The organism is Streptomyces sp. NPDC056600 (genome assembly GCF_042792855.1).
Taxonomy (GTDB): Bacteria; Actinomycetota; Actinomycetes; order Streptomycetales; family Streptomycetaceae; genus Streptomyces.
The window spans coordinates 47,062-72,292 of record NZ_JBHTVQ010000004.1; the positions used below are offsets into that span (position 1 = coordinate 47,062).

The following is a 25,231-nucleotide window of genomic DNA, read 5'->3' on the forward strand; positions in this document are numbered from 1 at the left end:
ACTCATTGGAGTGACACACATGGGCATCAAGGACCAGTTCCAGGACAAGGCCGAGCGTCTCCAGCAGGAGGCCGACCAGCGCATGGGTCAGAACCGTCAGCAGCAGCAGCGGGACGAGCGCCCGTCGCGCGACCGCTCGTCCTCGCCGCAGCACGAGAACGACCGCCCGCGTCGTTCGTCGTCCGAGGACGACATCTACGACGAGGACACCATCTGACGCAGGCCCCGGCAACGCGCGCAGCCTGATCCTGTGACGAGGGCGCCCCCTTTCCGAGGGGGCGCCCTTCGCCCGTCCGGGCCCGTGTGTCCGGGAACCGTGTGTCCGAGGCCGCGCCGGCCGTTGCGGGGCCGACGCCCCGGTGTCGCCTAGAGGTCGTAGACGACCGTCACCGGCGCGTGGTCCGACCAGCGCTCCTCGTGGGTGGCGGCCCGCTCCACGAAGCCCTTGAGAGCGCGGTCCGCGAGGCCCTTCGTCGCCGTTTGAAGGTCGATGCGCCATCCGCTGTCATTGTCGAAGGCGCGGCCGCGGTAGGACCACCAGGAGTACGGCCCCTCCGTCTCCGGGTGGAGGGCGCGGACCACGTCCACGTAGCCGCCGTCGCCGGGCGAGAGCACCCGGGTCAGCCACTCGCGCTCCTCGGGGAGGAACCCGGAGCTCTTGCGGTTGGCGCGCCAGTTCTTGAGGTCGGCCTCGGCGTGGGCGATGTTCCAGTCACCGCAGACCAGCACCTCGCGCCCGTCGGCCGCGGCGCGCTCGCGCAGTGCCTTCAGGTACACGAGGAACTCGTCCATGAACCGGTACTTCTCGTCCTGCCGCTCGGTGCCGACCTCGCCGGAGGGCAGGTAGAGGCTGGCGACGGTGACGCCCGGCAGGTCCGCCTCCACGTAGCGGCCGGTGGCGTCGAACTCCGCGGACCCGAACCCGACGCGCACCGCGTCCGGCTCCCGGCGGGTGTACAGCGAGACGCCGGCCCTGCCCTTGGCGGCGGACGGCGCGTGGACGGCGTGCCACCCCTCGGGGGCGCCGGCGGCCTGCGGGAGCTGGCCCGGCTCGGCCCGCACCTCCTGCAGGCACAGCACATCGGCGGAGGTCTCCGCCAGCCACTCGACGAAGCCCTTCTTGGCGGCGGCGCGGAGCCCGTTGACGTTGACGGAGGTCACAGTAAGCACCGGAGCACAATACCGGCACACTGGACGGACCCGCCCATCAGTTCGCCGAACAGCACGGAAGTACGATCCCCGCCATGAACATCCGCACTGTCCCGTTCGACCACCCCGACGCCGTGAAGCTGAACGACGAGGTCCAGGAGGAGTACCGGCGCCGCTACGGCGACGGCGGCGACGCCACCGTCCTGCACCCCGACGACTTCCGCCCGCCGAACGGACTCTTCCTGATCGCCTACGACGAGCAGGACCGCCCGGTCGCCACCGGCGGCTGGCGCGCGCAGGACGAGAACGACGAGGGCAACCAGGACGGCGACGCCGAGCTCAAGCGGATGTTCGTGATCGAGCAGTGCCGCGGCCTGGGCCTGGCCCGCCGCATCCTCGCCCTGCTCGAGGAGGACGCCCGCGCCGCCGGCCGCACCCGCATGGTCCTGGAGACCGGCGACCAGCAGCCCGAGGCCGTCGCCCTCTACGGCTCCTCCGGCTACGACCGCTGCGGCAAGTTCGGCTACTACCGCTTCCACGAGAACAGCATCTGCATGGCCAAGCGCTTGTGAGCGACACGGGCACGGGGAACGTGCTCCACGGCACGCTGCACCACGTCGAGCTGTGGGTCCCCGACCTCGCGGAGGCCTTCTCCTCGCTGGGGTGGCTCCTCGAACGGCTGGGGTACGCGCCTCACCAGAGCTGGGACACCGGCCGCAGCTGGCGGCTCGGCCCCACCTACCTGGTCGTCGAGCAGTCATCCGCCCTCACCACCGGGCAGTACGACCGGTGCCGTCCCGGCCTCAACCACCTGGCCTTCCACGTCGTCGGCCGGACGGCGCTGGACGCCTTGACCGCCGAGGCCGCGGACCACGGCTGGCGGCTCCTCTTCGCCGACCGGCACCCGCACGCGGGCGGCCCGGACCACTACGCGTCCTACCTGGAGAACCGCGACGGCTTCGAGGTGGAGCTGGTGGCGCTCGACCCGCCCGGGTGACACACCTCGCGCGCCGCTCACGACCTCGGCGGCAGAGGCGGCCTGGTGCGGTCGGGGATGGCGTCGTGGGAGGGCGGGGTGGCCGCCGGGTGCTCCGAGAGGAGGTCGAGGGCGATGCGGACGGCCTCCTCGAGGCCGGTGAGGCGGCCCTCGGCCCAGTCGAGGGGGGTGCGCAGCGCCTCGACGTCCGGTTCGACGCCGTGGTTCTCGACGGACCAGCCGTACGCGTCGAACCAGGCCGCGTTCATCGGGACGGTGATGACCGTGCCGTCGCCCAGGCGGTGGCGGCCGGTCATGCCGACCACGCCGCCCCAGGTGCGCTGGCCCACCACCGGGCCGAGCTCCAGCAGCTTGAACGCCGCGGTGATCATGTCGCCGTCGGAGGAGGTCGCCTCGTCGGCGACGGCCACCACCGGCCCGCGCGGGGCGTTGGAGGCGTAGGAGACCGGCTCCGCGTGGCGGGTGACGTCCCAGCCGAGGATGGTGCGGGTCAGCTGCTCGACGACGAGTTCGCTGATGTGGCCGCCCGCGTTGCCGCGCACGTCGACGATGAGGGCGGGCCGGGAGACCTCCATCCGCACGTCGCGGCTGAACTGGGCCCAGCCGGAGCCGCCCATGTCGGGGATGTGCAGGTAGCCGCACCTGCCCTCGCTCAGCTCCCGGACGATCTCGCGCCGCTCGGCGACCCAGGTCTGGTAGCGCAGCGGCCGCTCGTCGACCAGTGGCAGCACGGCGACCCGGCGGGTCGGCCCGCCGCCGGGGGCCGCGAAGGTGAGTTCCACGGTGGTGTCCCCGGTGCCGGCCAGCAGCGGGAAGGGGCCGGCGGTGACCTCCACCGGGCGGCCGTTCACATGGGTGAGCACCGCGCCCTCGCGGATGCCGGTGCCGGCCAGCGGGGAGCGGGCGCGTGAGTCGGAGGAGTCGCCCGGCAGGATCCGCTTGACCTGCCAGCCGGCCGGCGTGCGCACCAGGTCCGCGCCGAGCAGACCCTGGCGGCGCTGGTAGTGCGGCGGGCCCTCGTTGCGCCGGGCCGGGGTGACGTAGGCGTGCGAGGTGCCCAGCTCGCCCAGCACCTCGCGCAGCAGGTCGGCGAACTCGTCGGGGGTGGCGACCCGCTCGACCAGCGGCCGGTACTGGGCGAGGACCGCGTCCCAGTCGATGCCGCACATGCCGGGGTCCCAGAAGTAGGCCCGGGTGAGCCGCCCCGCCTCCTCGAAGGCCTGCCGCCACTCGGCGCCAGGGTCCACCCGGTGCGAGATGCGCCGCGCGTCGATCCAGACCGTGGTGTCCAGGTCGCCGGGCTCGGTGGCGGGCAGCGCCCGCAGCTCGCCGTCCTGGACGACGACCAGCCGGCTGCCGTCGCCGCTGACGCCGAACCACTCCAGGTGGTGGACGAGTTCGGTGCGCCGCGCCTTGGCGATGTGGAAGTGCTCCAGGGAGGGCCGGTCGCTCGGGTCGTCCGGGTTGGCGAAGGTCTCGCCGAGCGCCCCGGAGATCGGCCAGCGCAGCCAGACCAGGCCGCCGCCCGCCACCGGGGTGAGCGAGGAGTACTTGGATGCGGCCACCGGGAACGGGGTGACCCGGCTCTCCAGCCCTTCCGTCTCGATGGAGACCACGCCGGGCTCGTCGGACCCCTCCAGCTCCAGCCCGCCCGCCGCCGGGCGGCCCTCGGGGGAGAGGGCGAACGGCGACGGCGTGGCGGAGGACAGCGGCACCAGATAGGGGCGCGAGCCCAGCGGGAACGACAGGTCGCCGGTGTGCACGTCGTACACCGGGTCGAAACCGCGCCAGGACAGGAAGGCCAGGTAGCGGCCGTCGCTGGTGAAGACCGGGCTCTCGTCCTCGAAGCGGCCGTTGGTGACGTCGACGATCGTCCCGTCCTTGATCCGGGCCAGCTTGATCTTGCGCAGGGTCCGTCCGACCGTCGGGTGCGACCAGGTCAGCCAGCCGCCGTCGGGGGAGAAGGCGAGGTCGCGGACGGGGCCGTTGCCGGAGCGGACGAGTTCGGTGACCGAGCCGTAGGCCTCGGTGTCGGAGCCGGCGTCGTCCGAGACGGTGATCAGCATCAGCCGGCCGTCGTGGGAGGCGACCGCCAGGCGGTTGCCGTCCGGGTCGGCGGTCATCTCCAGGACCCGGCCGAGCCGGCCGGAGGCCAGCCGGTGCGGGGCGCGGTCGCCGGTGGCGCGGGGCAGGTAGGCGATCTCGACGGCGTCCTCGCCCTCCGCGTCGGTCACGTAGGCGATGCGCCCGCTGCCGCCCAGCATCTCCGGCAGCCGCACGCGCACGCCCGGCACGTCGGTGATGGTCCGCGCCGGGCCGTCGCGGTGCGTGAGCCAGTACAGGCTGCCGCGTACCACCACGGCGCTGGCCCGGCCGGTCTCGTCCACCGCGATGCCGCCGACGTGCTGCGCGGCCGGCACCTGGTGGACGCGGCGGCCGGCGCGCGGGCCGGAGGTGCGCACGTCCAGCCGGCGCGGCGCGGAGTCCGCCGTGAGGTCGTCGACGATCCACAGGTCGCCGGCGCACTGGTAGACCACCCGGGTGCCGTCGCCGGAGGCGTGGCGGGCGTAGTACTCGGCGTGGTCGGTGTGGCGGCGCAGGTCGGTGCCGTCCAGGGCGCAGGAGTAGAGGTTGCCGACGCCTTCGTGGTCGGAGAGGAAGGCGATCCGGTCGCCGACGAACTGCGGGGAGTCCAGGTGGCCGCCGAGGTCGGCGAGCAGCCGCCGCCCGTCCAGCCACAGGCGTCCGGCGGCGCCGCCGCGGTAGCGCTTCCAGGAGGCCGGCTCGTGCGGGGGCGTGCCGGTGAGCAGGAGGGTGCGCCAGTCGTCGCTCGCCTCGCCCTGGGCGGCTGCCCTGGGGTCGGCGGTGAGGTCGATGTCGGAGACCGGGCCCCAGCGCAGCGGCGCGCCGGGGCCGCCGTCCAGCGGGACGGCGTGGGAGAAGGTGATCGGGAACGGCTGTCCGTGCGAGGAGACGGCGAGGATGTCGCTGCGGCCGCCGAGGTCCGGGTCGGGCGGCGTCCAGCCGCACACCCGGGCGTCCGGGCCGCCCCAGTAGGTCAGCCGGGTCGACTCGCCGCCCTCCACGGGCAGCACGTGGACCTCGGGGACCAGGGTGTGCCAGGAGGTGTAGGCGATCAGCGTGCCGTCCGGCGAGAAGCGGGGGTGGCCGGTCTTGGTGCGGTCCGAGGTGAGCCGCCAGGCCCGGCCGCACTCGCCGCCCTTCTCCAAGGGCGCCAGCCAGAGGTCGTCCTCGGCCACGAAGCACAGCAGGTCGCCGCGGATGTGGGGCAGGCGCAAAAAGGTCACCCCACCATGCTTCGGCGGGCCCGGCGGGCGGGCAACTCGGGCGGGCGGACGGCGGTGCGGTCCGTGAGGTGAAACGGGTTCGCGCCGTGGCGGGGGAGATCACTAGCGTGCGGTCATGAGCATCGAGCAGCACACGCATGACAGCGCCGGGGGCGACGAGGGCGAGGGCGCGGGCGGGAACCCGGGCGCGGGCGGGAACCCGGGCGGGGGCGCGGACGCGGCGCACCCCCGGTTCGCGGCCGCGCTGCGGGAACAGGGGCTCGAGGCGCTGCTGGCGGGTGTCCGCCGGTACCCGGACGCGGTGCGGACCGCGGCGGAGGCGGCCGCGGCGGTCGCGTGCGAGCTCTCCCAGATCTGCAAGTCGCTGATCTTCGCCGTCGACTCCGAGCCGGTGCTGGTCCTGATGGACGGGGCCGGGCGGGTCGACGTGGAGGCGGTGCGGCGGGAGCTGGGCGCGCAGGAGGTGTCCCGGGCCCCGGCCGCGCTCGTGCGGGAGGCCACCGGTTACGCCATCGGCGGCGTGCCGCCGTTCGGGCACCGGACGCGGACCCGGGTGCTCGCCGACCGCTCGCTGCTGGACCACGCGGTGGTGTGGGCCGCGGCGGGCACGCCGCACAGCGTGTTCCCCGTCGCCCCCGCCGACCTGATCGCCCTGGCGGGTGCGACGGTCGTCGACGTCCGCGAGCGGGCCGCGGGACAGGGCGCGTGACGCCCCTGGTCGTGGCGGCGGTGGTGCTGGCCGCCGTCGCGCACGCCTCGTGGAACGCGCTGGCGCACGGGATCACCGACAAGCTGACCGGCTTCACCCTGATCGCCGGGGGCGGGGCGCTGATCGGCGTCGCCGCGATGCCCCTCGTGCCCGTCCCGGCGGCCGGGGCCTGGCCCTACCTGCTGGGTTCCGGCGTGCTGCACGTCGTCTACTACGCGCTGCTGATGCGCTCGTTCAAGCTGGGCGACTTCGGCCAGGCCTACCCGATCGCCCGGGGCACCGCGCCCCTGGTGGTGACGGTGCTGGCGGCCGTCTTCGCCGACGAGGTCCCGGACGGCTGGGCGATGGCGGGCGTGGCGGTGTCCTGCCTGGGCCTGACCGCCGTGGCTCTGTGGGGGCTGCGGGGGAGGCGGCCGGACTGGGCGGCGATCGGCGCGGCCTTCGCGACGGGGCTCGCCATCGCGGCGTACACCGTGGTCGACGGGCTGGGCGTCCGGGCGGCGGGGTCGGCGCCCGGGTACACCGCGTACCTGATGGCGCTGGGCGGACTCGGCGTTCCGCTGTTCGCCGTGCACCGGCTGCGCGGGCGGACGCTCGCGGTGCTCCGGCCGCACGCGGCGCTGGGGCTGCTCGGCGCGGGCCTGTCGGTGGCGGCGTACGGGCTGGTGCTGTGGGCGCAGACGCGGGGGGCGATGGCGCCGATCGCGGCGCTGCGGGAGTCCTCCATCATCGTGGGGGCGGCGATCGGGGCGGTCTTCTTCAAGGAACGGTTCGGGATGCCGCGGATGGTGGGGGCGGTCCTGATGGTGGCGGGACTGGGGCTGATGCTGCACGCGGGGTGAGAGCCCGCACCACCGCGACGGCGCGTGCGGAAACGCGTTGTCGCGAGTGCTCCGGGCGGTGACAGGATCGCGGCATGCTGATTCGTGAGGCGGACCAGGCGGACTGGGGCGGGGTGTGGCCGTTCTTCCGGCGCATCGTGGAGGCCGGGGAGACGTACCCGTACCCGCTGGACCTCGGTGAGGAGGAGGCCCGCGGCTGGTGGTTCCTCCCCGCGCCGGACCGCACGGTCGTCGCCGTCGACGACGGGGGACGGATCGTCGGCTCCGCGAAGATGAACTGCAACATGTCCCGCACGGGGAACGCCGCGCACATGGCGAGCGCCAGCTTCATGGTGGACCCGGACCACGCGGGCCGCGGCGTCGGCCGCGCCCTGTGCGAGTACGTGATCGCGTGGGCGCGCGAGTCGGGGTTCCGGGCGATCCAGTTCAACGCGGTGGTGGAGACGAACACCCGCGCGGTGAAGCTGTACGAGTCGCTCGGGTTCCGCGTGGTCGGCACCGTTCCGGAGGGCTTCCGCCACCCCGTGCACGGCCTGGTCGGCGTGCACGTGATGCACCTGGCTCTCTAGGCGGCAGCCAGCGACTCCCGGACCGCGCGCACCAGCGCCTGGGCGCGCGGGTCGGCGGTGACCGACTTCAGGAAGCCGTTGGTGACGTAGCCGAAGGCGATCCCGCTCTCCGGGTCGGCGAACCCGAGGGCACCGCCCCGGCCGGGGTGGCCGAAGGAGCCGGGGGCGAGCAGCGGCGAGGCCGGGCTGTGCAGCATGTACCCCGCGCCGAAGCGGGTGTTGACGATCAGCACCTTGTCGGCGCCCACCGAGTGCTCGGTGCGGGCGAGTTCGAGGGTCTGCGGGGTGAACAGCGGCGCGCGTCCGTCGAGTTCGCCGGACAGCGCGGCGTAGAAGCGGGACAGCCCCTCCGCGGTGGCGACGCCGCCCGACGCGGGGGACTCGCCGGCCCGGTACGCCGGGTCGTTCTCGTCCACCGAGGGGGAGACCGCGCCGAACGCCCGCCGGGTGAGCGACCGCGGGTCCGCGTACGCCTGGGACACCTCCCGCTTGGGCCGGGCCTTGATCCCGGCCCCGCCGCCCGTCTCCGGCGCCGGGAGCGGCCCGCAGCGTCCGGCCCGGGGCGCCTCGGCCTCCGGGAGGCCGATCCACAGGTCGGCGCCCGAGGGCCCGGTGACCTCCGCGGCCAGCCAGGCGCCCAGCGACACCCCGGTCACCTGCCGCACCAGCCCGCCGAGCAGCCATCCGTAGGTCTGCGCGTGGTAGCCGTGCGCGGTTCCCGGCTCCCAGGCGGGGGCCTGCGCGGCGATCGCCGCCGCGGTGCGGTCCGGGTCCAGGGACTCGGCGGGGGTCAGCGGGCGGTCCACGGCCGGCACCCCGGCCCGGTGGGCCAGCAGGTGCCGGACGGTCACCCGCTCCTTGCCCGCCGCCTTGAACGCGGGCCAGTACGAGGCCACCGGCTCGTCCAGGCCGAGCAGTCCGCGCTGGTGGAGCAGCAGCACGACGGACGCGGCCACGCCCTTCGTGGCGGACCGCACGATCTGTGCCGTTCCCTGTTCCCAGCCGGCGCCCCCGTCGACGTCCCGGGTGCCGCCCCACAGGTCCACGACCTTGCGGCCGTGCAGGTGGACGGCGACCGCCGCGCCGCGCTCGCCGCGGTGGGTGAAGTTCCGCTCGAACGCTTCGCGGACCGGGGCGAACCGGTCGCTCACCGTGCCGTCGACGTCCACCTGGTCCACCGTTCCCTCACTTTTCCGCGACGCCCCTGCAGGCCCTGTACACCTCAGGTGCCCGCACTTTTGTGGCGCGCTGCGCCCACGGGCGCAACAAGCGTGCCACGGCCCCGATTCCGCGCCGCCGCGTGGCGGCGGTCACAGCGGGTGCGCCGGCCGCCCGCCTCAGCGGGGCGAAGGTGAGAACCCGTACGGCAGCTCCAGCCGGTTCGCCCGCAGCAGCGCCTCGTCGGCCAGCAGCTTCGGCGTCGGCCCGTCCGCCACGATCGTGCCGCCGGACAGGACCAGCGAGCGCGGGCAGAGCTCCATCGCGTACGGCAGGTCGTGGGTGACCATCAGGACGGTGACGTCCAGCGAGGTCAGGATCTCGGCGAGCTCGCGCCGGGAGGCGGGGTCGAGGTTGGAGGACGGCTCGTCGAGGACGAGGATCTCCGGCTCCATCGCCAGCACCGTGGCCACCGCGACCCGCCGCCGCTGCCCGAACGACAGGTGGTGCGGGGGCCGGCCGGCGTGCTCGGCCATGCCGACCCGCTCCAGCGCCCGGGTCACCCGGGCCTCCAGCTCCGCGCCGCGCAGCCCGGCGTTGGCCGGGCCGAAGGCGACGTCCTCGCGGACGGTGGGCATGAAGAGCTGGTCGTCGGGGTCCTGGAAGACGATGCCGACCCGCTGCCGGATCTCCGCCATGTGGGCCCGGTCCACCGGCAGACCGGCCACCCGCACACTGCCCGCCCCGGCCGTGAGGATGCCGTTGAGGTGCAGCACCAGGGTGGTCTTCCCGGCGCCGTTGGGGCCCAGCAGCGCGACGCGCTCGCCGCGCTCCAGCGCGAAGTCGACGCCGAACAGGGCCTGGTGGCCGTCCGGGTAGGCGAAGGCGAGGCCGGAGACCTCCAGGGAGTACGTCACGTCGTCCGTCGTCACAGGGTCTGTCACAGGGTCCATCCCAGCAGACACATGGCGAGCGCCGTCACCGGGAGGGTCAGTGCGGACGACCACTGGACCCGGGTCGCCGCAGACCCGTCGAGCACCGGCATCGCTCCGGTGTAGCCGCGGCTCATCATGGCGAGGTGGACCCGCTCGCCGCGCTCGTAGGTGCGGATGAACAGCGCGCCCGCCGTCCGTGCCAGCACGCCCCAGGCACGCGGCCCGCGCGCCTGGAAGCCGCGGGACTCGCGGGCGATCCGCATCCGCGCCAGCTCGTCGGCGATGACGTCGCCGTAGCGGAGCATGAACGAGGCGATCTGCACCAGCAGAGGCGGCATCCGCAGCCGTTGCAGTCCGAGCAGCAGGTCGCGCAGCTCGGTGGTGGCGGCCAGCAGGACGGAGGCGGCGACGCCCAGCGTCCCCTTGGCCAGGATGTTCCACGCGCCCCACAGCCCCGAGACGCTGAGCTGCACGCCCAGCACCTCGGTCTGCTCGCCCCGCGCCACGAACGGCAGGAGCAGGGCGAACGCCACGAACGGGACCTCCACGGCCATCCGCCGCAGCGCGAAGCCGGCCGGCACACGCGCGGCCCGGGCCACCGCCGCGAGCAGCAGCGCGTACCCGGCGAACGCCCACACCGCCTCGCGGGGCGTGGAGACCACGACCACCACGAAGGCGAGGACGGCGACCAGCTTGGTGTGCGCGGGCAGCCGGTGCACCGGCGAGGCGCCGGGCAGGTGCAGCCGGTGCGAGTGTCCGGAGCCCACGCCGGTCAGACCTTCTCGTGGTCGCGGTCGGCGGCGTCCTCGCGGCCGGAGTTCTCGCGGCGGCGCACCACCACGAAGACGCCGGTGCCCGCGGCCGCGGTCACGCCCACGCCGATGACGCCGGCCAGGCCGCCGGACAGCCGGGCGTCGTCCACGCCGCTGACGCCGTAGTCGGCCAGCGGTCCGTCGGCGACGGCGTGCTCCTCGGCCCCCTTGTCGATGCCCTTGTCGGCGGCGACCTTCTCCAGGCCGTCGGGGGAGGCGGAGGCGTAGAAGCTGACGAACCCGGCCAGCACCAGCGAGGCCGCCAGGCCGCCGAGCCACACCGCGCGCGAGGAGCGCGGCGCGGACGCCGGCACGGTGGTCGCGGCGGGGGCGGGCGCGTCGACCAGCTCGCCGTTCACCATGAGCTTCAGCGGGCGGTGCAGCCCGCGCGCGCCGTGCACCAGGTCGGGGCGGACGGCGATCACGGCGCCGACGGTCAGGGCGGTGATGACGCCCTCGCCGATGCCGATGAGCACGTGCACCCCGCCCATCGCGGCGGCGACGGAGCCGATCGGCACGTCGGTGGTGCCGCCGATCGCGTACAGCAGGGTGAAGAACAGCGCGGCCGCCGGCACCGACACCAGCGCGGCCGCGAAGGCCGAGGCGGTGACGGTGGAACGCCCGGCGGGCAGCACCCGCAGCAGGGTGCGGAAGACCAGGTGGGCCACGACCACGGTGATCAGGGCCATGCAGGTGATGTTCGTGCCCAGCGCGGTGAGACCGCCGTCGGCGAAGAGGATGGCCTGGAGCAGCAGCACCACGGAGACGCACAGGACGCCGGTGAACGGGCCCACCAGGATCGCGGCGAGCGCACCGCCCAGCAGGTGCCCACTGGTCCCGGCGGCGACCGGGAAGTTCAGCATCTGCACCGCGAAGATGAACGCGGCGGTCAGGCCGGCGAGCGGCGCGGTGCGCTCCGCTCCCATGGCGGCCGGGCCCGCGGGACCGGTCACGGAGCCCGCGAGTTCGCGGCGGGCGCCGCGCAGCGACACGGCGACGGCCGCGGCGGCTATCGCGCCGGTGGCGACGGAGGTGGGGGCGTCGAGGAATCCATCAGGAACATGCACTGTTCGATGGTGCCGCTAGTTGCAACTTCTTCGCAAGAAGGGGACCGGCCCCGAAGGGTGAGAAAGTGGAAAAACTGGGACATTGTGTGAGTGTCCGCGATCGAACAGTACACACGAGCGCACGTCCTGACCGCGACGCAGGAGGACGTGGGCGGCCGGGTCCCCGCGATGCTGCGGCATGAGCCCGGGGCGTCCGAGGTGACGATCCGCCTGGCGGCCCCCACGCCGCGGGAGTGGCGAGTGGACCGCGCGTTGCTGGAACGGGGCGTGTGCAGCCCGGCCCGCGGCGCGGAGGCGGAAGGGGGCAGGGTGTGGCCCTGCGGCCGCGCCGCCACGGTGGTGGAACTTCCGGGTGAGCAGGGCGTGGTGGTGGCCCAGTTCGACACCACGGCGCTGCTGCGCTTCCTCGGCCGCATCCACGCCGCGGCCACCGGCGCGCCGACCCCCGCCCCGACGGGAGCCACGTTCCCCGCCTCCACCGGGCCGACGCCGCTCGCACCGGCCGCGGCGGCCGCGCCGGCCGCCGCGATTGCCTCCGCCGCCCCAGCTACCGCCGCTCCGGCATCCACGGCCGCCCCGGCTCGCGCTGCCGGGGCTTCCACGGCCGCTCCGGCTCCCGCCGCGCAGGCTTCCACGGCCGCCCAAGCCTCGCCGGCCTGCGCCGCCGCCTCCGCGACGGCGCCGCGTGCGACCGCACCCCCCGCGACCGCACCGCCCGCCGCGGGAGCGCGGGCCGCCCGGAAGGGGGCGCGTGTCACCCGGTCGGGCGGGCCGGCCAAGGCCACGCCGGTGACCACCCCGCCCCCGTCGGGTGTGACGGTGCGGGGTGCGGGTGCGGCGCCCACCCGGCCGAGCTGACCGGAGGGGAGGGGCCGCCCGACGTGCGGTGCCCGGCGCGGGCGTCAGCCCGTGGCGCCGAGGAGGGCGGCGACGATCGGTCCCGCGTTCTCACCGCCGTGGCCGCTCTCACGCACCACCGCGGCCGCCGCGTAGTCACCCCGGTACGCGGTGAACCACCCGTTCGGCTTGTCCTGGCCGTCGACCTCCGCCGTGCCGGTCTTGGCGCCGTAGGAGGGGCCGAGCCCGGCCATCGCCTCCGCCGCCGTGCCCGCCTGCGCGGTGTACCGCATCAGCTCCCGGAGCTGGCCCAGCGCCGCGGAGCTCATGCTCCGCGAGGCCTTGGCCAGGGCGCGGTCGTCCACCGTGGGCGGCACCAGGTACGGCTGGTGGAACGAGCCGGCCGACACGGTCGCCGAGACCGAGGCCATGTTGAGCGGGTTCATCCGCACGCCGCCCTGGCCTATCAGCGACGCGGCCTTGGGCGCGGCGGACTGCACCGGGACCCCGCCGTCGAAGGTGGAGACGCCCACCGACCAGTTGTTCAGCCCCAGGCCGAAGACCTGCTGGGCCTCCCGCGTCAGCGCGTCGTCGGACAGCTCCTTCGCCTGGCTGATGAAGGCGGTGTTGCAGGAGCGCGCGAAGCTCGCCTTGAAGGTGGCGTTCTTCATCGCGAACTTGTCGTCGTTCTGGAACTTCCATCCGCCGTACGAGGAGTACTTGGGGCAGGGATGCTCCCGGTCGTTGGACGCCAGGCCCTTCTCCAGCAGCAGCGCCGAGGAGATCACCTTCATGGTGGAGCCGGGGGCCAGCGAGCCCTGGAAGGCCGTGTTGAGGCCCGGTTCGGCGTTGGCGGCGGCGAGTATCTCGCCGGTGGAGGCGCGCAGCAGCACCACCGAGGACAGCGGCTTGGCGGCGACCTTCTCCTCCGCCAGCTTCTGCAGCCCCGGGTGGAGGGTGGTCCGCACCTCGCCCGGCGTGGCCTCGGCCAGCCGCAGCAGCTCCCGGCCCTCGGCCTTCTTCGCGTCCTTCCCGCTCTTGGCGTCCTTCTTCCCGCCCGGCGGGGTGTCGCCGTTCTTCCCGGCGGCCTCCGCCACCTCCGCCGGCACGGCGCGCAGGGCGATCGCACCGGTGCCGCCGGACTTCTTGCCGTACTTCTCCGCGAGGCTCTTCAGCATCGGCGCGACCGACGGGTAGGCGTCGGCGGTCAGTTCTCCGCCGTCGCGGTCGAGCGCCTTGACCGGCGCGGTGCCCGCCTCCCCGGTGAGCAGCCGCTCGTCGTCCTTGAGGTCCGGGTGGAGGACGGAGGGGCGCCACCGGACGACCGGCTCGCCGTCCGCCGCGCGGCGGACCACCGTGAGGGTGCTGTCGTAGGCCAGCGGCTTGCTCAGCTTCTCGTGGACGACGGTGGCCTTCACCGCGAAGGTGAGGCCCTCGCCCTTGGGCCGGCCGGCGGTGAAGGCGGCTTCGGTGATCCGGGCCTGTTCCGTCCATCCGGCCAGGTGGACGCGGGCGGCCGCCGGGTCGGAGGTGGCCTCGGCGGCCCGGGCGACGTCGCCCTGCTGCCAGGCGGCCAGGAACGTCTCCGCCGCGGCCGAGACGTCGGCGGCGGTCAGCGGCTCCTTGCGCCGGTCCTCCGCGGTCTGCACCGAACCCGCGGCGGAGGCGCCGTCGCCGAACATGACGTAACCGCCGGTGCCCAGGCCCGCCAAGGCCGCGGCGACCACCAGGCCGGTCAGGGCGGGCCGGCGGCCGAGGCCCCGGCGCTCGGGGACGCGCCTTCTCTTGCCCACGGTCTTCTCCTCCGGAGATGGATTCCTGTCCTGGCCGGAGGAGCCGGCCGGAGCGGTTCTGGAGCGGTTGCGGTGCGCGGAACGTGCGGCGTGCGGTGCCCATGCTCTCAGCGAGGACGGACATCGCGGGAGTGGGGCGGCGAATTGCCCTCCCGCGTGACCTCGCCCTCCTCCGGGCGGGCCCGTCGAGCGCAGGTCAGGACGTGTCCACAGGGGAGCGGGGTGACGGTGGTCACCCCGCTGCCTCCCCCGGTCACACCGCTGCGTCCCGGTCACCCCGCCGCGCCCGGTGGTCACCCCGCCGCGCGCAGCACCGCCGCCACGACCGGGCCCGCCGCCTCGCCGCCGCGCCCGCCCTGCTGCGCCACGGCCGCCGCGGCGACGTCGCCCCGGTACCCGGTGAACCAGCTGTTGGGGAGCTCCTGTCCGTCGACCTCCGCCGAACCGGTCTTCGCGCCGATGTCGCCTCCCAGACCGGCCATGGCCGCGCGCCCCGAGCCCTGGGTGGCGGTCAGGTACATCATCTGCCGCAGCTGCGCGGAGACCGCCGGGGCCAGCCCGCGGGCGGTGGCGAACTTCCGTCCGTCGGCCTTGGCCGGGACGAGGAAGGGCTGCTTGAACACGCCGGTCTTCGCGGTGGCGGTGATCGAGGCGACGTTCAGCGGGCTGAGCTGCACCTGGCCCTGGCCGATCGCGTTGGCCGCCCGGTCGGGGCCGCCGGAGGGCGGGACGCTGCCGTCGAAGGAGACGATGCCGGTCTTCCAGTCGTCGCGGCCGAGGCCGAACCGCTCCTGGGCGACGCCGGTGAGGGACTCGTCGTCCACCTCGTCGATCAGCTTGACGAAGGCGGTGTTGCAGGACCGGGCGAAGCTGTCGGCCAGGTTCGCGCCCTCGTTCTCGGTCACCCCGGGGGCGTTGTGGAAGGTCTGGCTCTGCCAGGTCGCCCCGGGCGGGCAGGGCGCGGGGCGGTTCATGGCGGTGACGCCCTTCTCGATCAGCATCGCCGCGGTGACGATCTTCATCGTGGAGCCCGGCGCCAGCCGGCCCTGGAACGCGGCGTTGAAGCCGTCCGAGCGGTGGTTGGCCACCGCCAGCACCTCGCCGGTGCTGGGCTTCAGCGCGACCACGGAGGATTCGGGGTACTTCCCCACCGCCTTCTCCGCCGCCGCCTGGACGTCGGCCGACAGGGTGGTGCGGATCGTGCCGGCCTTGCCCTTCGCCAAGGTCACCAGCGTGGTGTCGGGGGTGTCCGGTTCCGTGTGCCGGATCACCAGCTCCAGCGAGGGGCTGCCGCCCGCCGCCTCGCCGTAACGTTCCCGCAGCTCGTCCAGGACCGGGCCGAGCGAGGGGTGCTTCTCGGCGTCGAGCACCTTGCCGTCGCGGTCCACGAGTTCCACCGCCGGGACGTCGGACGGCCCGGCCACCAGGGTGTCGCCGGCCTTCAGCTGCGGGTGGACGACCGTCGGCTCCCAGTCGACCAGCGGCTTGGCCGTGGTGCGCCCGCGTACCACGGTCAGCTCGCTGTCCCAGGCGAGCGGCTCGCTCTTCCCGTCCACGCTCACGGTCGCCTTCACCGAGAACGGCACGGTCGTGCCCCGCGCCTTCCCGGGCGTGATCCGGACCTTGCCCACCCCGCCCTCCTCGGCCATGCCGGTCAGCAGGGCGCCCGCCGACGCCTCGTCGTCGGTGACGGCGGCCGCGGCGCTTCCGTCGCCCTTCTCCCAGGCGGCGAAGAACGCGGACGAGGCCTCCTCGACGTCCTCCGCCTCCAGCGGGTCGTCCGGGCTCGCCGCCATCACGCCGATCCCGTCGCCGCCGCCGAAGGCGGACAGGATGTTGTACGCCCCGTATCCGGCCCCGCCCAGCAGCACGGCGCACGCCGTGCCCACCACGGCGACCTTCGCTCCCCTGCGCATTCGCGTCCCCTCCCCAGGTGCCCACGCGATCGTTGGCATGTACATAGACGTCTGGGGTTGGTGGGACGGTTGCCCTCCGAGGCCGAGAATTTGAGCAGTCGCTCAGTTTCCGGCTGCTCCCGGCCCGGTGTGGGCCTCAGTAGCCGAAGGCGCGTGCGGTGTTGGCGGCGATCGCCTCGCAGAGCGCGTCCTCGGGCATGTCCCGCACCTGCGCCATCGCCCGGACGGTGACCGGGATCAGGTAGGGCGCGTTGGGCCGGCCCCGCCACGGCGCCGGGGTCAGGAACGGCGCGTCGGTCTCGACCAGCAGCAGCTCCACGGGGGCGACGGCGACCGCCTCCCGCAGGTTCTGCGCGTTCTTGAAGGTGACGTTGCCGGCGAAGGACATGTAGTAGCCCTCGCGGGCACAGATCTCCGCCATCTCCGCGTCGCCCGAATAGCAGTGGAAGACGGTCCGCTCGGGGGCGCCCTCCTCCTTCAGTACCCGCAGCACGTCCTCGTGGGCGTCCCGGTCGTGGATGACCAGCGCCTTGCCGTGCCGCTTCGCGATCTCGATGTGGGCGCGGAACGACCGCTCCTGCGCCGCGCGGCCCTCGTCGCCGGTGCGGAAGTAGTCCAGACCGGTCTCACCGACGCCCTTGACCTGCTCCAGCGCGGCCAGCGCGTCGATCTCGGCGAGCTGCTCGTCCAGCGCGGCCTCCCCGCCGGGCACCCGGGCGCCCTGCCGGGACCAGCCGTCCGGGTCGCCCAGGACGATTCGGGGAGCCTCGTTGGGGTGCAGGGCGACGGCCGCGTGGATGTCCGCGTGGGCGGCGGCGGTCTCGGCGGCCCATCGCGAGCCCTTCAGGTCGCACCCGACCTGCACCAGCGTGCTCACCCCGACGGCGGCCGCGGCGGCCAGCGCCTCCTCGACGGTGCCGGACTGCATGTCCAGGTGGGTGTGCGAGTCGGCGACCGGAACCCGCAGCGGCTCGGGCGACGGCGGGGCTTCGGCGGCGTTGTTCTTCGAAGGCATGCGTCCGATCCTACGAACGCCCGGGGCGCGTCTACGCGGTCGCCCGCTGCCACCAGTGCCGGTGGTGCCCGGGTGCCTGGTGCGACCCCTGGAGCAGCTCGTCGAACTCGTGCACCGCGCCGGGCCGCATGATCCGCACGACATGGCTGCCGCAGTGCAGGCACGTCGGCCGGGACAACGGCGACGGCACCGTCTGCCCGCCGGTCCGGTAGGTCACGTACGTGCCCCCGTCGGGGCGGACGTAGTGCTCGATCTCGTAGTCCTGTTCCCACCCGTGGCCGCAGCGCATACAGGCGAAGGCATACGCCTCGTGGACCTGGTCGGGGCTGTGCGTCGTCATGGCGAACTCCTTCCGACGCCTTCCCTCACCAGGTTAGGACTGCCGGACGGTTCTCACACGGCGTCACACGGACCGGAGCGTCGTCACTCGTTGTGATGACGCGATCGTGATCCGGCGGCTACCGTGGAGGTCAGGTAGCAGCATCCCGTCCATGGGAGGAATCATGACCGCCGCCAAGCCCGTGGAGCAGTCGGCCCCGTGGCCGGTGCCGCCGCAGAACGGCTACACCGTGGACGACCTGTTCACGCTGCCGGATCTCCCGCCGCGCACCGAGCTGATCGACGGGAGTCTGGTCTTCGTGAGTCCGCAACGACGATTCCACGGAAACGTGGTCGACCTGTTGGTCCAGGGACTGCGCAGCACGCTGCCTGAGGAACTTCGGGTGAGTCGGGAAATGACGATCGTCCTGGACAGGCGCAACGGACCGGAGCCGGACGTGAGTGTCATCCGCGCCACCGCGATCACAGGGCCCGACCAGACCCACTACGAGGCCGCCGACGTGCTGCTGGCCGTCGAGGTCGTCTCCCCGGACTCCGAGTCCCGTGACCGGACGACCAAGCCGCAGAAGTACGCCGCCGCGGGCATCCCGCACTTCTGGCGGGTCGAACGCAACGGGGACACCGCCCACCCCGTGGTGCACACCTACGTCCTCGACCCGCTCACCAAGGCGTACGTGCACACCGGCATGCACCGTGACCAGCTCAAGGTGACGGAGCCGTACGACATCACCGTCGACCTGACGGCGGCCGACCGGCTCTGAGCCGTCAGAGGACCGTCGCTCCCGGCGCGGGAGCCGTCGCCACGCGGACGGTGCGGCAGGTGCCGGAGGCGGCGAGGGCGTCGGCGATCCGGGCGGCCGAGGCGGCGTCGCGGGCCAGGTAGGCGGTGGTGGGGCCGGAGCCGGACACCAGGGCGGCGGCCGCACCGGCCTCGCGCCCCGCCTGAAGGGTGCGGGCCAGCTCCGGGAAGAGGGACAGCGCGGCCGGCTGAAGGTCGTTGACGACCGCCCCGGCCAGCGCGTCCACGTCGCCCTTGGCGAGGGCCGCCAGCAGGGGCTCGCTCGCCACCGGCTCGGGGACGGCGACGCTCTCGGTGAGGCCGTCGAACTCGCGGAACACGGCCGGCGTCGACAGACCCCGGGTCGCCATCGCGAACACCCAGTGGAAGTCGCCGCCCACCTCCAGCGGCGTCAGCAGCTCACCGCGGCCGACACCCAGCGCGGCCCCGCCCACCAGGGAGAACGGCACGTCGCTGCCGAGCTCCGCGCAGATCTCCAGCAGCTCCTCGCGGGAGGCTCCGGCCTCCCACAGCGCGTCGCAGGCCAGCAGCGCGCCCGCGCCGTCCGCGCTGCCGCCGGCCATGCCGCCGGCCACCGGGATGTCCTTGTCGATGTGGACGTGCACCGCCGCGTCCCGGCCGGTGCGCCCGCGGCGCGCGGCCAGCGCGGCGGCCGCGCGGGCCGCCAGGTTGGTGGCGTCCAGCGGCACCTGGTCCGCGTCGGGCCCCGAGCAGGTGACGCGGAGCTCGTCGGCGGGGGTGACCGTCACCCGGTCGTACAGGCCGACGGCGAGGAAGACGTTGGCCAGCGGGTGGAACCCGTCCGGCCGTGCCGCGCCCACCGCGAGCTGGACGTTGACCTTGGCGGGCACGCGGACGGTGACGCTCCTGCTCATGCCTGAGGGCCCCTCTGCCCGGCGGTGTCACCGGCCGCGGCGCCGCGGTTCTCGGCGATGCGCGCGAACTCGTGCACGGTGAGGGCCTCGCCGCGGGCCTGCGGCGACACCCCGGCGGCGACCAGCGCGGCCTCCGCCGCGGCGGCCGAGCCGGCCCATCCGGCCAGCGCCGCCCGCAGCGTCTTGCGGCGCTGCGCGAACGCGGCGTCGACGACCGCGAACACCTCCTGACGGGTCGCGGAGGTGGCGATCGGCTCGGTGCGGCGGACCAGCGAGACCAGGCCGCTGTCCACGTTGGGGGCGGGCCAGAACACGTTCCGCCCGATCGAACCGGCGCGCTTCACCTCCGCGTACCAGTTGGCCTTCACCGACGGCACGCCGTAGACCTTGTTGCCCGGGCCCGCGGCCAGCCGGTCGGCGACCTCGGCCTGCACCATCACCAGCGTGCGCTCGATGCTCGGGAACGTCTCCAGCATGTGCAGCAGCACCGGCACCGCCACGTTGTACGGCAGGTTCGCCACCAGCGCCGTCGGCGCCGGACCGGGCAGCTCGCCCACCTGCATCGCGTCGCGGTGCACCAGCGCGAACCGCTCGGCGCGCTCCGGCATCCGCGCGGAGATCGTCGCGGGCAGCGCGGAGGCCAGCACGTCGTCGATCTCCACGGCGGTGACCCGGTCGGCCACCTCCAGCAGGGCCAGCGTCAGCGAGCCCAGGCCGGGGCCGACCTCCACCACGGTGTCCTCGGGGCGGACCTCGGCGGTGCGGACGATACGGCGCACGGTGTTGGCGTCGATCACGAAGTTCTGGCCGCGCTGCTTGGTGGGGCGGACCCCGAGGGCGGCGGCGAGTTCGCGTACGTCGGCGGGACCGAGAAGGGCGTCGGCGGGAGTGGGGCTGGTCACGGCAACCAGCGTACGTTGCCCCGGCCGCCCCTCCCGCCGCAGCCGCCCTGGACGGGCGCCCCCGGACGGGGCGCCGTCACACCCGTCACACCCAGGTGTCCAGCCACATCCGGGTCTGCCACTCCTCCAGCGGGATCGCCTCGCCGGTGAGGATCGGCAGGAAGTGCACGAAGTTCCACAGCACCAGCAGCACCAGCAGCCCCAGCGCGGAGATGCCCGCCACCCGCCGCGTCTCCCCGGCGTCCGGCCGCCCCAGCAGCGCCCCCGCCGTCATCGCCAGCGCCAGGCACAGGAACGGCACGAAGACCACCGCGTAGAACAGGAAGATCGTGCGCTCCTGGTACATGAACCACGGCAGGTAGCCCGCCGCGACGCCGCACAGGATGCCGCCGGCCCGCCAGTCGCGGCGCAGCGCCCAGCGCCACAGCACGTACAGCAGTGCCAGGCAGCCCGCCCACCACAGCATCGGCGTGCCGATGGCCAGCACCTCGCGGGAGCACTTGTCCACCACGTCGACCGGGCAGCCGTCCTGGCCGGGGCCGGGCGACTCGTAGAAGTAGGAGACCGGGCGGCCCATCACCAGCCACGACCACGGGTTGGACTCGTAGGTGTGCGGCGAGGTCAGCTCCACGTGGAACTTCCACACCTGCGTCTCGTAGTGCCACAGGCTCGGCACCCAGTCCAGGAAGCCCCAGGTGCCGCCCTTGCCCTCGGTCAGCGCCCAGTTCCGGTAGTAGCCGCCGGTGCCGTCGTTGGGGGAGAGGATCCAGCCCGTCCACGACGCCAGGTAGGTGACGACCGCGACCGGCACCGTCGTGAGGAACGCCGGGAGCACGTCCCGCTGGAGCACCGCCAGGTGCGGGTGCCGGGCCCCGGCCGTGCGGCGCGCGCCCACGTCCCACAGCACGGTCAGCAGACCGAACGCCGCGAGCACCGGCAGACCGCTCCACTTGGTGCCGATCGCCAGGCCCATCATCAGACCGGCCGCCCACCGCCAGGGCCGCGCCCCGAGCCGCAGCGTCCGCGCGATCTCCGCGTCGGGGCGCACCCAGCCGTTCGGGTCGGCCGGCAGCGCCGCCGCCAGCCGGGCCCGCGCCCGGTCCCGGTCGACCACCAGGCAGCCGAACGCGGCCACCACGAAGAACATCAGCACGCCGTCCAGCAGCGCGGTCCGGCTCATCACGAAGTGCAGGCCGTCCACCGCCAGCAGCAGACCGGCCAGGCACCCCAGGAACGTCGAGCGGAACATCCGGCGGCCGATCCGGCACACCAGCAGCACCGACAGGGTGCCGAGCACCGCCGTCATGAACCGCCAGCCGAACGGGTTCAGCCCCCACATCAGCTCGCCCAGCCCGATGACGTACTTGCCGACCGGTGGATGCACCACGTACGCCGCGTCGGTGGGCAGCGGCACGTCCCCGAACCGCTCGATGATCTGCTTGTCGACGTCCTTGGGCCAGCTCAGCTCGAAGCCCCGGTGGACCAGCGCCCACGCGTCCTTCGCGTAGTACGTCTCGTCGAACATCACCGCCCGGGGGCTGCCGAGGTCCCGGAAGCGCAGCAGGCCGGCGACCAGGGTCACCAGCAGCGGCCCCACCCACCCGTTCCAGCGGGCCAGGACGTCGCCCAGGGCGGGCGGGATCCGCAGCGTCTCCCACAGGCGCGGGCCGGGCGACATGAACGGGGGCACCAGCCGGCTGCGGACGTCGTCCGGAGGCGGCGCCGCCGCCTCCTTCTCGAGCAGCGGCGGGGCCGGCCGGGGATCCGTGTCGGTCGGGGTACTGGTCACCGCGCCATCGTAGGGAACAGGGCGGTGCGTGGGGCAGTGTTGGACGGCTGCGACGATGGAATGGTGACCGATACGTCTTCCGTGCCGCCTTCCTCCGCCGCCTCCGACGCCCCGCGCGCCGCGTCCCCCGCCCCCGGGAGCGGTGTGCTCGTGCTCGCCGGGACGCCCATCGGGGACGTGGCGGACGCCCCGCCGCGCCTCGCCCAGGAGCTCGCCACGGCGGACGTCGTCGCCGCCGAGGACACCCGCCGGCTGCGCCGCCTCACCCAGGCGCTCGGGGTGCGCACCGAGGGGCGGGTCGTCTCCTACTTCGAGGGCAACGAGAGTGCCCGCACGCCCGAACTGGTGGAGGCGCTGCGGGGCGGGGCGCGGGTGCTGCTGGTGACCGACGCGGGCATGCCGTCGGTCTCCGACCCCGGGTACCGGCTGGTCGCCGCGGCCGTCGAGCACGACATCAAGGTCACCGCGGTGCCGGGACCGTCGGCGGTGCTGACCGCGCTGGCGCTGTCCGGGCTGCCGGTGGACCGGTTCTGCTTCGAGGGGTTCCTGCCGCGCAAGGCGGGCGAGCGGCTGGGGCGGCTGCGGGAGGTCGCCGGGGAGCGGCGCACCCTCGTCTACTTCGAGGCGCCGCACCGGCTGGACGACACGCTGGAGGCGATGGCCGAGGTGTTCGGCGCGGACCGGCGGGCCGCGGTCTGCCGGGAGCTCACCAAGACGTACGAGGAGGTCCGGCGCGGCGGGCTCGGGGAGCTGGCGGCCTGGGCGAAGGAGGGCGTGCGGGGCGAGATCACCGTGGTCGTCGAGGGCGCTCCCGAGCCGGCGCCGGGGGACGTCGACGCCGAGGAGCTGGTCCGGCGGGTGCGGGTGCGGGAGGAGGCGGGGGAGCGGCGCAAGGAGGCGATCGCGGCGGTCGCGGCGGAGGCGGGTCTCCCGAAGCGGGACGTCTTCGACGCGGTCGTCGCCGCGAAGCACTCCTCCCAGTGACCCGGTGAGGCTCCGCGCACGGGACCTGAGCCGCGCCGCCCTCCGGGCCCGCTGTGCACGTGAGCCCCACTTTCGCGGGGCGCGGGCCGAGGTGACGAGGGCGAACCGTCCCGTGCGTACGGCACCGCCGCTCGGGCCAGGTGGGGCGAACCGCTCGCCGGCGGATGCGCCGCCCCTGCGCCCGCCCTCCCCCAAGCTCTCGGCTTCGCTCGAGCAGGGGGTACCCCCATCGCCCCCTGGGCGGCCCAGCCGCCCGCAGGGGTGCGGGCAGGCCCGTTCACCCTGCGGGCAATCGTGCCGCTGGGGCGGCACGGGTGGGCGCAGGGCGGTGCCGTGCGCCCGGGGCGGTGCGTCCATGTGACGTCGGACCCCCGCGCCCTCGCGCGTACGCACGGCCCTGGCGGAACCCCCGAGGCGGCGGAGCGGGCCCCCCGCGCGGGCTAACCTGGGGCGCTGAGCTCGTTCCCCTCGGTTGGAGAGAAATGGCCGTCAACCTGGTCAATGTCGAGAACGTCCGCAAGGTGTACGGCACCCGTACCCTCCTGGACGGCATCTCCCTCGGCGTGTCCGAGGGCGACCGCATCGGCGTCGTCGGCCGCAACGGCGACGGCAAGACCACCCTGATCCGCATGCTCGCGCAGCTGGAGGAGACGGACTCCGGCCGCGTCACCCACGTCGGTGGCCTCCGCATGGGCGTCCTGACGCAGCACGACTCCCTCGACCCCACCGCGACCGTCCGCCACGAGGTGATCGGCGACCTCGCCGACCACGAGTGGGCGGGCAACGCGAAGATCCGTGACGTGCTCACCGGCCTCTTCGGCGGCCTGGACCTGCCCGGTTTCCCGCAGGGCCTGGACACCGTCATCGGCCCCCTCTCCGGCGGTGAGCGCCGCCGCATCGCGCTCGCCCAGCTGCTGATCGCCGAGCAGGACCTGATCGTGCTGGACGAGCCCACCAACCACCTCGACGTCGAGGGCATCGCCTGGCTCGCCGCCCACCTGGCCGCCCGCCGCTCCGCCCTCGTCTGCGTCACCCACGACCGCTGGTTCCTCGACCAGGTCTGCACCCGCATGTGGGACGTGCAGCGCGGCGACGTCCACGAGTACGAGGGCGGCTACTCCGACTACGTGTTCGCCCGTGCCGAGCGTGAGCGGATCGCGCAGACCGAGGAGGTCAAGCGGCAGAACCTGGTCCGCAAGGAGCTCGCCTGGCTGCGCCGCGGCGCCCCCGCCCGCACCTCCAAGCCCCGCTTCCGCGTCGAGGCCGCCAACGAGCTGATCGCCGACGTCCCGCCGCCCCGCGACACCAGCGAGCTGATGAAGTTCGCCTCCTCGCGCCTGGGCAAGACGGTCTTCGACCTTGAGGACGTCACCGTCCAGGCGGGTCCCAAGACGCTGCTGGAGCACGTGACCTGGCAGCTCGGCCCCGGCGACCGGATCGGCCTGGTCGGCGTCAACGGCGCCGGCAAGACCTCGCTGCTGCGCGCCATGGCCGAGGCCGCCCGTACCGAGGGCGACGCGCAGCCCGCCGCCGGCCGGATCAAGGTCGGCAGGACGGTCAAGCTCGCCTACCTCTCCCAGGAGGTCGCCGAGCTCGACCCGAACTGGCGGGTCCTGGAGGCCGTGCAGAAGGTGCGCGAGCGCGTCGACCTCGGCAAGGGCCGCGAGATGACCGCGGGCCAGCTCTGCGAGACCTTCGGTTTCACCAAGGAGAAGCAGTGGACGCCGGTCGGCGACCTCTCCGGCGGTGAGCGCCGCCGGCTCCAGCTGCTGCGGCTGCTGATGGACGAGCCCAACGTCCTCTTCCTCGACGAGCCCACCAACGACCTCGACATCGAGACCCTCACCCAGCTCGAGGACGTCCTCGACGGGTGGCCCGGCTCGATGATCGTGATCTCCCACGACCGGTTCTTCGTCGAGCGCACCACCGACCGGGTGTTCGCGCTGCTCGGCGACCGGACGCTGCGGATGCTGCCGCGCGGCATCGACGAGTACCTGGAGCGCCGCCGCCGGATGGAGGAGGCCGCGGCCGCCTCCGCCCCCGCACCGGCGGCCAGGCCGGCCGCCGAGAAGAGCGCGGCCGACCAGCGCGCCGCCAAGAAGGAACTCCAGCGGATCGAGCGGCGGATCGACAAGATCTCCGAGCAGGAGAGCAAGCTGCACGCACAGATCGCCGACAACGCCACGGACTTCGCGAAGGTGGCCGAACTCGACGCGCAGCTGCGCGCGCTGGCCGGCGAGCGGGACGAGCTGGAGATGGCGTGGCTGGAACTCGCCGAGGACGCCTGACGGTTGCCCCCGCGGCTGCCTGACATCCGCACGTCGCTGACGGCGCGTCACCGATAACGACGGCGTCACGGGCCGGTTCTCCCTTGGGAACAGGGGAGGAACCGGCCCGTCGCGTTCCGGCGTGGGTGATAGAAAAGCCACCGGTATG

Annotated in this window: 23 protein-coding genes; 10 read left to right on the forward strand and 13 right to left on the reverse strand. The window is 74.1% G+C overall.

Annotated features, from left to right (window positions below; all coding sequences use genetic code 11):
* Nucleotides 1-19 precede the first annotated feature (19 nt).
* Nucleotides 20-217: a hypothetical protein gene (locus ACFRAV_RS03455; protein WP_382551251.1), complete on the forward strand. Its 198-nt coding sequence runs from the start codon at nt 20-22 to the stop codon at nt 215-217.
* Nucleotides 218-366: 149 nt separating this feature from the next.
* Here the strand turns inward: ACFRAV_RS03455 and ACFRAV_RS03460 are convergent, their stop codons facing one another.
* A complete protein-coding gene (locus ACFRAV_RS03460; protein ID WP_382551253.1) occupies nt 367-1,170 on the reverse strand; it encodes an exodeoxyribonuclease III in 804 nt (267 codons plus the stop codon).
* Nucleotides 1,171-1,244: 74 nt separating this feature from the next.
* Between ACFRAV_RS03460 and ACFRAV_RS03465 the strand changes: the two genes are divergently transcribed.
* Nucleotides 1,245-1,721, forward strand: a complete 477-nt coding sequence (locus ACFRAV_RS03465) for a GNAT family N-acetyltransferase (RefSeq protein ID WP_382551254.1) — start codon at nt 1,245-1,247, stop codon at nt 1,719-1,721.
* Nucleotides 1,718-2,146 (forward strand): VOC family protein, encoded by a 429-nt coding sequence (locus ACFRAV_RS03470; protein WP_382551256.1) that lies wholly within the window; start codon nt 1,718-1,720, stop codon nt 2,144-2,146. The genes ACFRAV_RS03465 and ACFRAV_RS03470 overlap by 4 nt, the downstream gene beginning before the upstream one ends.
* Before the next feature lie 17 nt (nt 2,147-2,163).
* On the opposite strand, the gene ACFRAV_RS03475 is transcribed toward ACFRAV_RS03470, so the two are convergent.
* Nucleotides 2,164-5,454 (reverse strand): S41 family peptidase, encoded by a 3,291-nt coding sequence (locus ACFRAV_RS03475; protein WP_382551257.1) that lies wholly within the window; start codon nt 5,452-5,454, stop codon nt 2,164-2,166.
* A gap of 115 nt (nt 5,455-5,569) precedes the next feature.
* Between ACFRAV_RS03475 and ACFRAV_RS03480 the strand changes: the two genes are divergently transcribed.
* The 3 genes from ACFRAV_RS03480 to ACFRAV_RS03490 all read left to right on the forward strand — a co-directional run bounded on the left by ACFRAV_RS03480 (nt 5,570) and on the right by ACFRAV_RS03490 (nt 7,574).
* Entirely contained in the window at nt 5,570-6,163 is a 594-nt protein-coding gene (locus ACFRAV_RS03480) for a YbaK/EbsC family protein (protein ID WP_382551258.1), read from the forward strand.
* Nucleotides 6,160-7,005 (forward strand): EamA family transporter, encoded by an 846-nt coding sequence (locus ACFRAV_RS03485; RefSeq protein WP_382551260.1) that lies wholly within the window; start codon nt 6,160-6,162, stop codon nt 7,003-7,005. Before ACFRAV_RS03480 ends, ACFRAV_RS03485 begins: the two co-directional genes overlap by 4 nt.
* Nucleotides 7,006-7,079: 74 nt before the next feature.
* Nucleotides 7,080-7,574: a GNAT family N-acetyltransferase gene (locus ACFRAV_RS03490; RefSeq protein WP_382551262.1), complete on the forward strand. Its 495-nt coding sequence runs from the start codon at nt 7,080-7,082 to the stop codon at nt 7,572-7,574.
* Here ACFRAV_RS03490 and ACFRAV_RS03495 read toward each other — a convergent pair.
* The 4 genes from ACFRAV_RS03495 to ACFRAV_RS03510 form a co-directional block, all read right to left on the reverse strand.
* Nucleotides 7,571-8,743, reverse strand: coding sequence for a serine hydrolase domain-containing protein (locus ACFRAV_RS03495; RefSeq protein WP_382551408.1), 1,173 nt, complete (start codon nt 8,741-8,743; stop codon nt 7,571-7,573). The genes ACFRAV_RS03490 and ACFRAV_RS03495 overlap by 4 nt on opposite strands.
* 168 nt (nt 8,744-8,911) lie before the next feature.
* Nucleotides 8,912-9,685 carry an energy-coupling factor ABC transporter ATP-binding protein gene (locus ACFRAV_RS03500; protein WP_382551264.1) on the reverse strand — a complete coding sequence of 258 codons (774 nt, stop codon included), beginning with the start codon at nt 9,683-9,685 and terminating at the stop codon, nt 8,912-8,914.
* Nucleotides 9,673-10,434, reverse strand: coding sequence for a cobalt ECF transporter T component CbiQ (cbiQ, locus tag ACFRAV_RS03505; RefSeq protein ID WP_382551266.1), 762 nt, complete (start codon nt 10,432-10,434; stop codon nt 9,673-9,675). The genes ACFRAV_RS03500 and cbiQ overlap by 13 nt, the downstream gene beginning before the upstream one ends.
* A 5-nt stretch (nt 10,435-10,439) precedes the next feature.
* Complete coding sequence (locus ACFRAV_RS03510; protein WP_382551268.1) at nt 10,440-11,546, reverse strand: energy-coupling factor ABC transporter permease; 1,107 nt, start codon at nt 11,544-11,546, stop codon at nt 10,440-10,442.
* 90 nt (nt 11,547-11,636) lie between these two features.
* Between ACFRAV_RS03510 and ACFRAV_RS03515 the strand changes: the two genes are divergently transcribed.
* On the forward strand, nt 11,637-12,404 hold the full coding sequence (locus tag ACFRAV_RS03515; RefSeq protein ID WP_382551270.1) for an SsgA family sporulation/cell division regulator: 768 nt from the start codon (nt 11,637-11,639) through the stop codon (nt 12,402-12,404).
* Nucleotides 12,405-12,448: 44 nt separating this feature from the next.
* On the opposite strand, the gene ACFRAV_RS03520 is transcribed toward ACFRAV_RS03515, so the two are convergent.
* The 4 genes from ACFRAV_RS03520 to ACFRAV_RS03535 all read right to left on the reverse strand — a co-directional run bounded on the left by ACFRAV_RS03520 (nt 12,449) and on the right by ACFRAV_RS03535 (nt 17,447).
* Nucleotides 12,449-14,176 carry a penicillin-binding transpeptidase domain-containing protein gene (locus ACFRAV_RS03520; protein ID WP_382551272.1) on the reverse strand — a complete coding sequence of 576 codons (1,728 nt, stop codon included), beginning with the start codon at nt 14,174-14,176 and terminating at the stop codon, nt 12,449-12,451.
* 293 nt (nt 14,177-14,469) lie between these two features.
* Nucleotides 14,470-16,092 carry a penicillin-binding transpeptidase domain-containing protein gene (locus ACFRAV_RS03525; RefSeq protein WP_382551274.1) on the reverse strand — a complete coding sequence of 541 codons (1,623 nt, stop codon included), beginning with the start codon at nt 16,090-16,092 and terminating at the stop codon, nt 14,470-14,472.
* A gap of 136 nt (nt 16,093-16,228) precedes the next feature.
* The gene (locus ACFRAV_RS03530) at nt 16,229-17,107 is read right to left on the reverse strand and encodes a TatD family hydrolase (RefSeq protein WP_382551276.1); all 879 of its coding nucleotides are present in this window, start codon (nt 17,105-17,107) and stop codon (nt 16,229-16,231) included.
* A 31-nt stretch (nt 17,108-17,138) separates the two neighbouring features.
* Nucleotides 17,139-17,447 (reverse strand): hypothetical protein, encoded by a 309-nt coding sequence (locus ACFRAV_RS03535; RefSeq protein ID WP_382551278.1) that lies wholly within the window; start codon nt 17,445-17,447, stop codon nt 17,139-17,141.
* A 151-nt stretch (nt 17,448-17,598) separates the two neighbouring features.
* On the opposite strand from ACFRAV_RS03535, the gene ACFRAV_RS03540 reads away from it, so the two are divergent.
* Nucleotides 17,599-18,207: a Uma2 family endonuclease gene (locus ACFRAV_RS03540; RefSeq protein WP_382551279.1), complete on the forward strand. Its 609-nt coding sequence runs from the start codon at nt 17,599-17,601 to the stop codon at nt 18,205-18,207.
* A 4-nt stretch (nt 18,208-18,211) separates the two neighbouring features.
* Here the strand turns inward: ACFRAV_RS03540 and ACFRAV_RS03545 are convergent, their stop codons facing one another.
* From ACFRAV_RS03545 to ACFRAV_RS03555, 3 genes are all read right to left on the reverse strand, one after another.
* Nucleotides 18,212-19,120: a 4-(cytidine 5'-diphospho)-2-C-methyl-D-erythritol kinase gene (locus tag ACFRAV_RS03545; RefSeq protein WP_382551280.1), complete on the reverse strand. Its 909-nt coding sequence runs from the start codon at nt 19,118-19,120 to the stop codon at nt 18,212-18,214.
* Nucleotides 19,117-20,022 (reverse strand): 16S rRNA (adenine(1518)-N(6)/adenine(1519)-N(6))-dimethyltransferase RsmA, encoded by a 906-nt coding sequence (rsmA, locus tag ACFRAV_RS03550; protein ID WP_382551282.1) that lies wholly within the window; start codon nt 20,020-20,022, stop codon nt 19,117-19,119. The genes ACFRAV_RS03545 and rsmA overlap by 4 nt, the downstream gene beginning before the upstream one ends.
* 85 nt (nt 20,023-20,107) lie before the next feature.
* Entirely contained in the window at nt 20,108-21,811 is a 1,704-nt protein-coding gene (locus ACFRAV_RS03555; RefSeq protein ID WP_382551284.1) for a dolichyl-phosphate-mannose--protein mannosyltransferase, read from the reverse strand.
* A gap of 81 nt (nt 21,812-21,892) precedes the next feature.
* On the opposite strand from ACFRAV_RS03555, the gene rsmI reads away from it, so the two are divergent.
* Both rsmI and ACFRAV_RS03565 read left to right on the forward strand, forming a co-directional pair.
* Nucleotides 21,893-22,795: a 16S rRNA (cytidine(1402)-2'-O)-methyltransferase gene (gene rsmI, locus ACFRAV_RS03560; protein WP_382551410.1), complete on the forward strand. Its 903-nt coding sequence runs from the start codon at nt 21,893-21,895 to the stop codon at nt 22,793-22,795.
* 482 nt (nt 22,796-23,277) lie between these two features.
* Entirely contained in the window at nt 23,278-25,083 is a 1,806-nt protein-coding gene (locus ACFRAV_RS03565; RefSeq protein WP_382551286.1) for an ABC-F family ATP-binding cassette domain-containing protein, read from the forward strand.
* Nucleotides 25,084-25,231 lie beyond the last annotated feature (148 nt).

Excerpts from the sequence above, each read along its gene's own strand:
- ACFRAV_RS03455 (WP_382551251.1), top strand. The coding sequence starts at position 20 with ATGGGCATCAAGGACCAGTTCCAGGACAAGGCCGAGCGTCTCCAGCAG.
- ACFRAV_RS03465 (WP_382551254.1), top strand. The coding sequence starts at position 1,245 with ATGAACATCCGCACTGTCCCGTTCGACCACCCCGACGCCGTGAAGCTG.
- ACFRAV_RS03480 (WP_382551258.1), top strand. The coding sequence starts at position 5,570 with ATGAGCATCGAGCAGCACACGCATGACAGCGCCGGGGGCGACGAGGGC.
- ACFRAV_RS03490 (WP_382551262.1), top strand. The coding sequence starts at position 7,080 with ATGCTGATTCGTGAGGCGGACCAGGCGGACTGGGGCGGGGTGTGGCCG.
- ACFRAV_RS03500 (WP_382551264.1), bottom strand. The coding sequence starts at position 9,685 with ATGGACCCTGTGACAGACCCTGTGACGACGGACGACGTGACGTACTCC.
- ACFRAV_RS03525 (WP_382551274.1), bottom strand. The coding sequence starts at position 16,092 with ATGCGCAGGGGAGCGAAGGTCGCCGTGGTGGGCACGGCGTGCGCCGTG.
- ACFRAV_RS03530 (WP_382551276.1), bottom strand. The coding sequence starts at position 17,107 with ATGCCTTCGAAGAACAACGCCGCCGAAGCCCCGCCGTCGCCCGAGCCG.
- ACFRAV_RS03535 (WP_382551278.1), bottom strand. The coding sequence starts at position 17,447 with ATGACGACGCACAGCCCCGACCAGGTCCACGAGGCGTATGCCTTCGCC.
- ACFRAV_RS03540 (WP_382551279.1), top strand. The coding sequence starts at position 17,599 with ATGGGAGGAATCATGACCGCCGCCAAGCCCGTGGAGCAGTCGGCCCCG.
- ACFRAV_RS03545 (WP_382551280.1), bottom strand. The coding sequence starts at position 19,120 with ATGAGCAGGAGCGTCACCGTCCGCGTGCCCGCCAAGGTCAACGTCCAG.
- ACFRAV_RS03565 (WP_382551286.1), top strand. The coding sequence starts at position 23,278 with ATGGCCGTCAACCTGGTCAATGTCGAGAACGTCCGCAAGGTGTACGGC.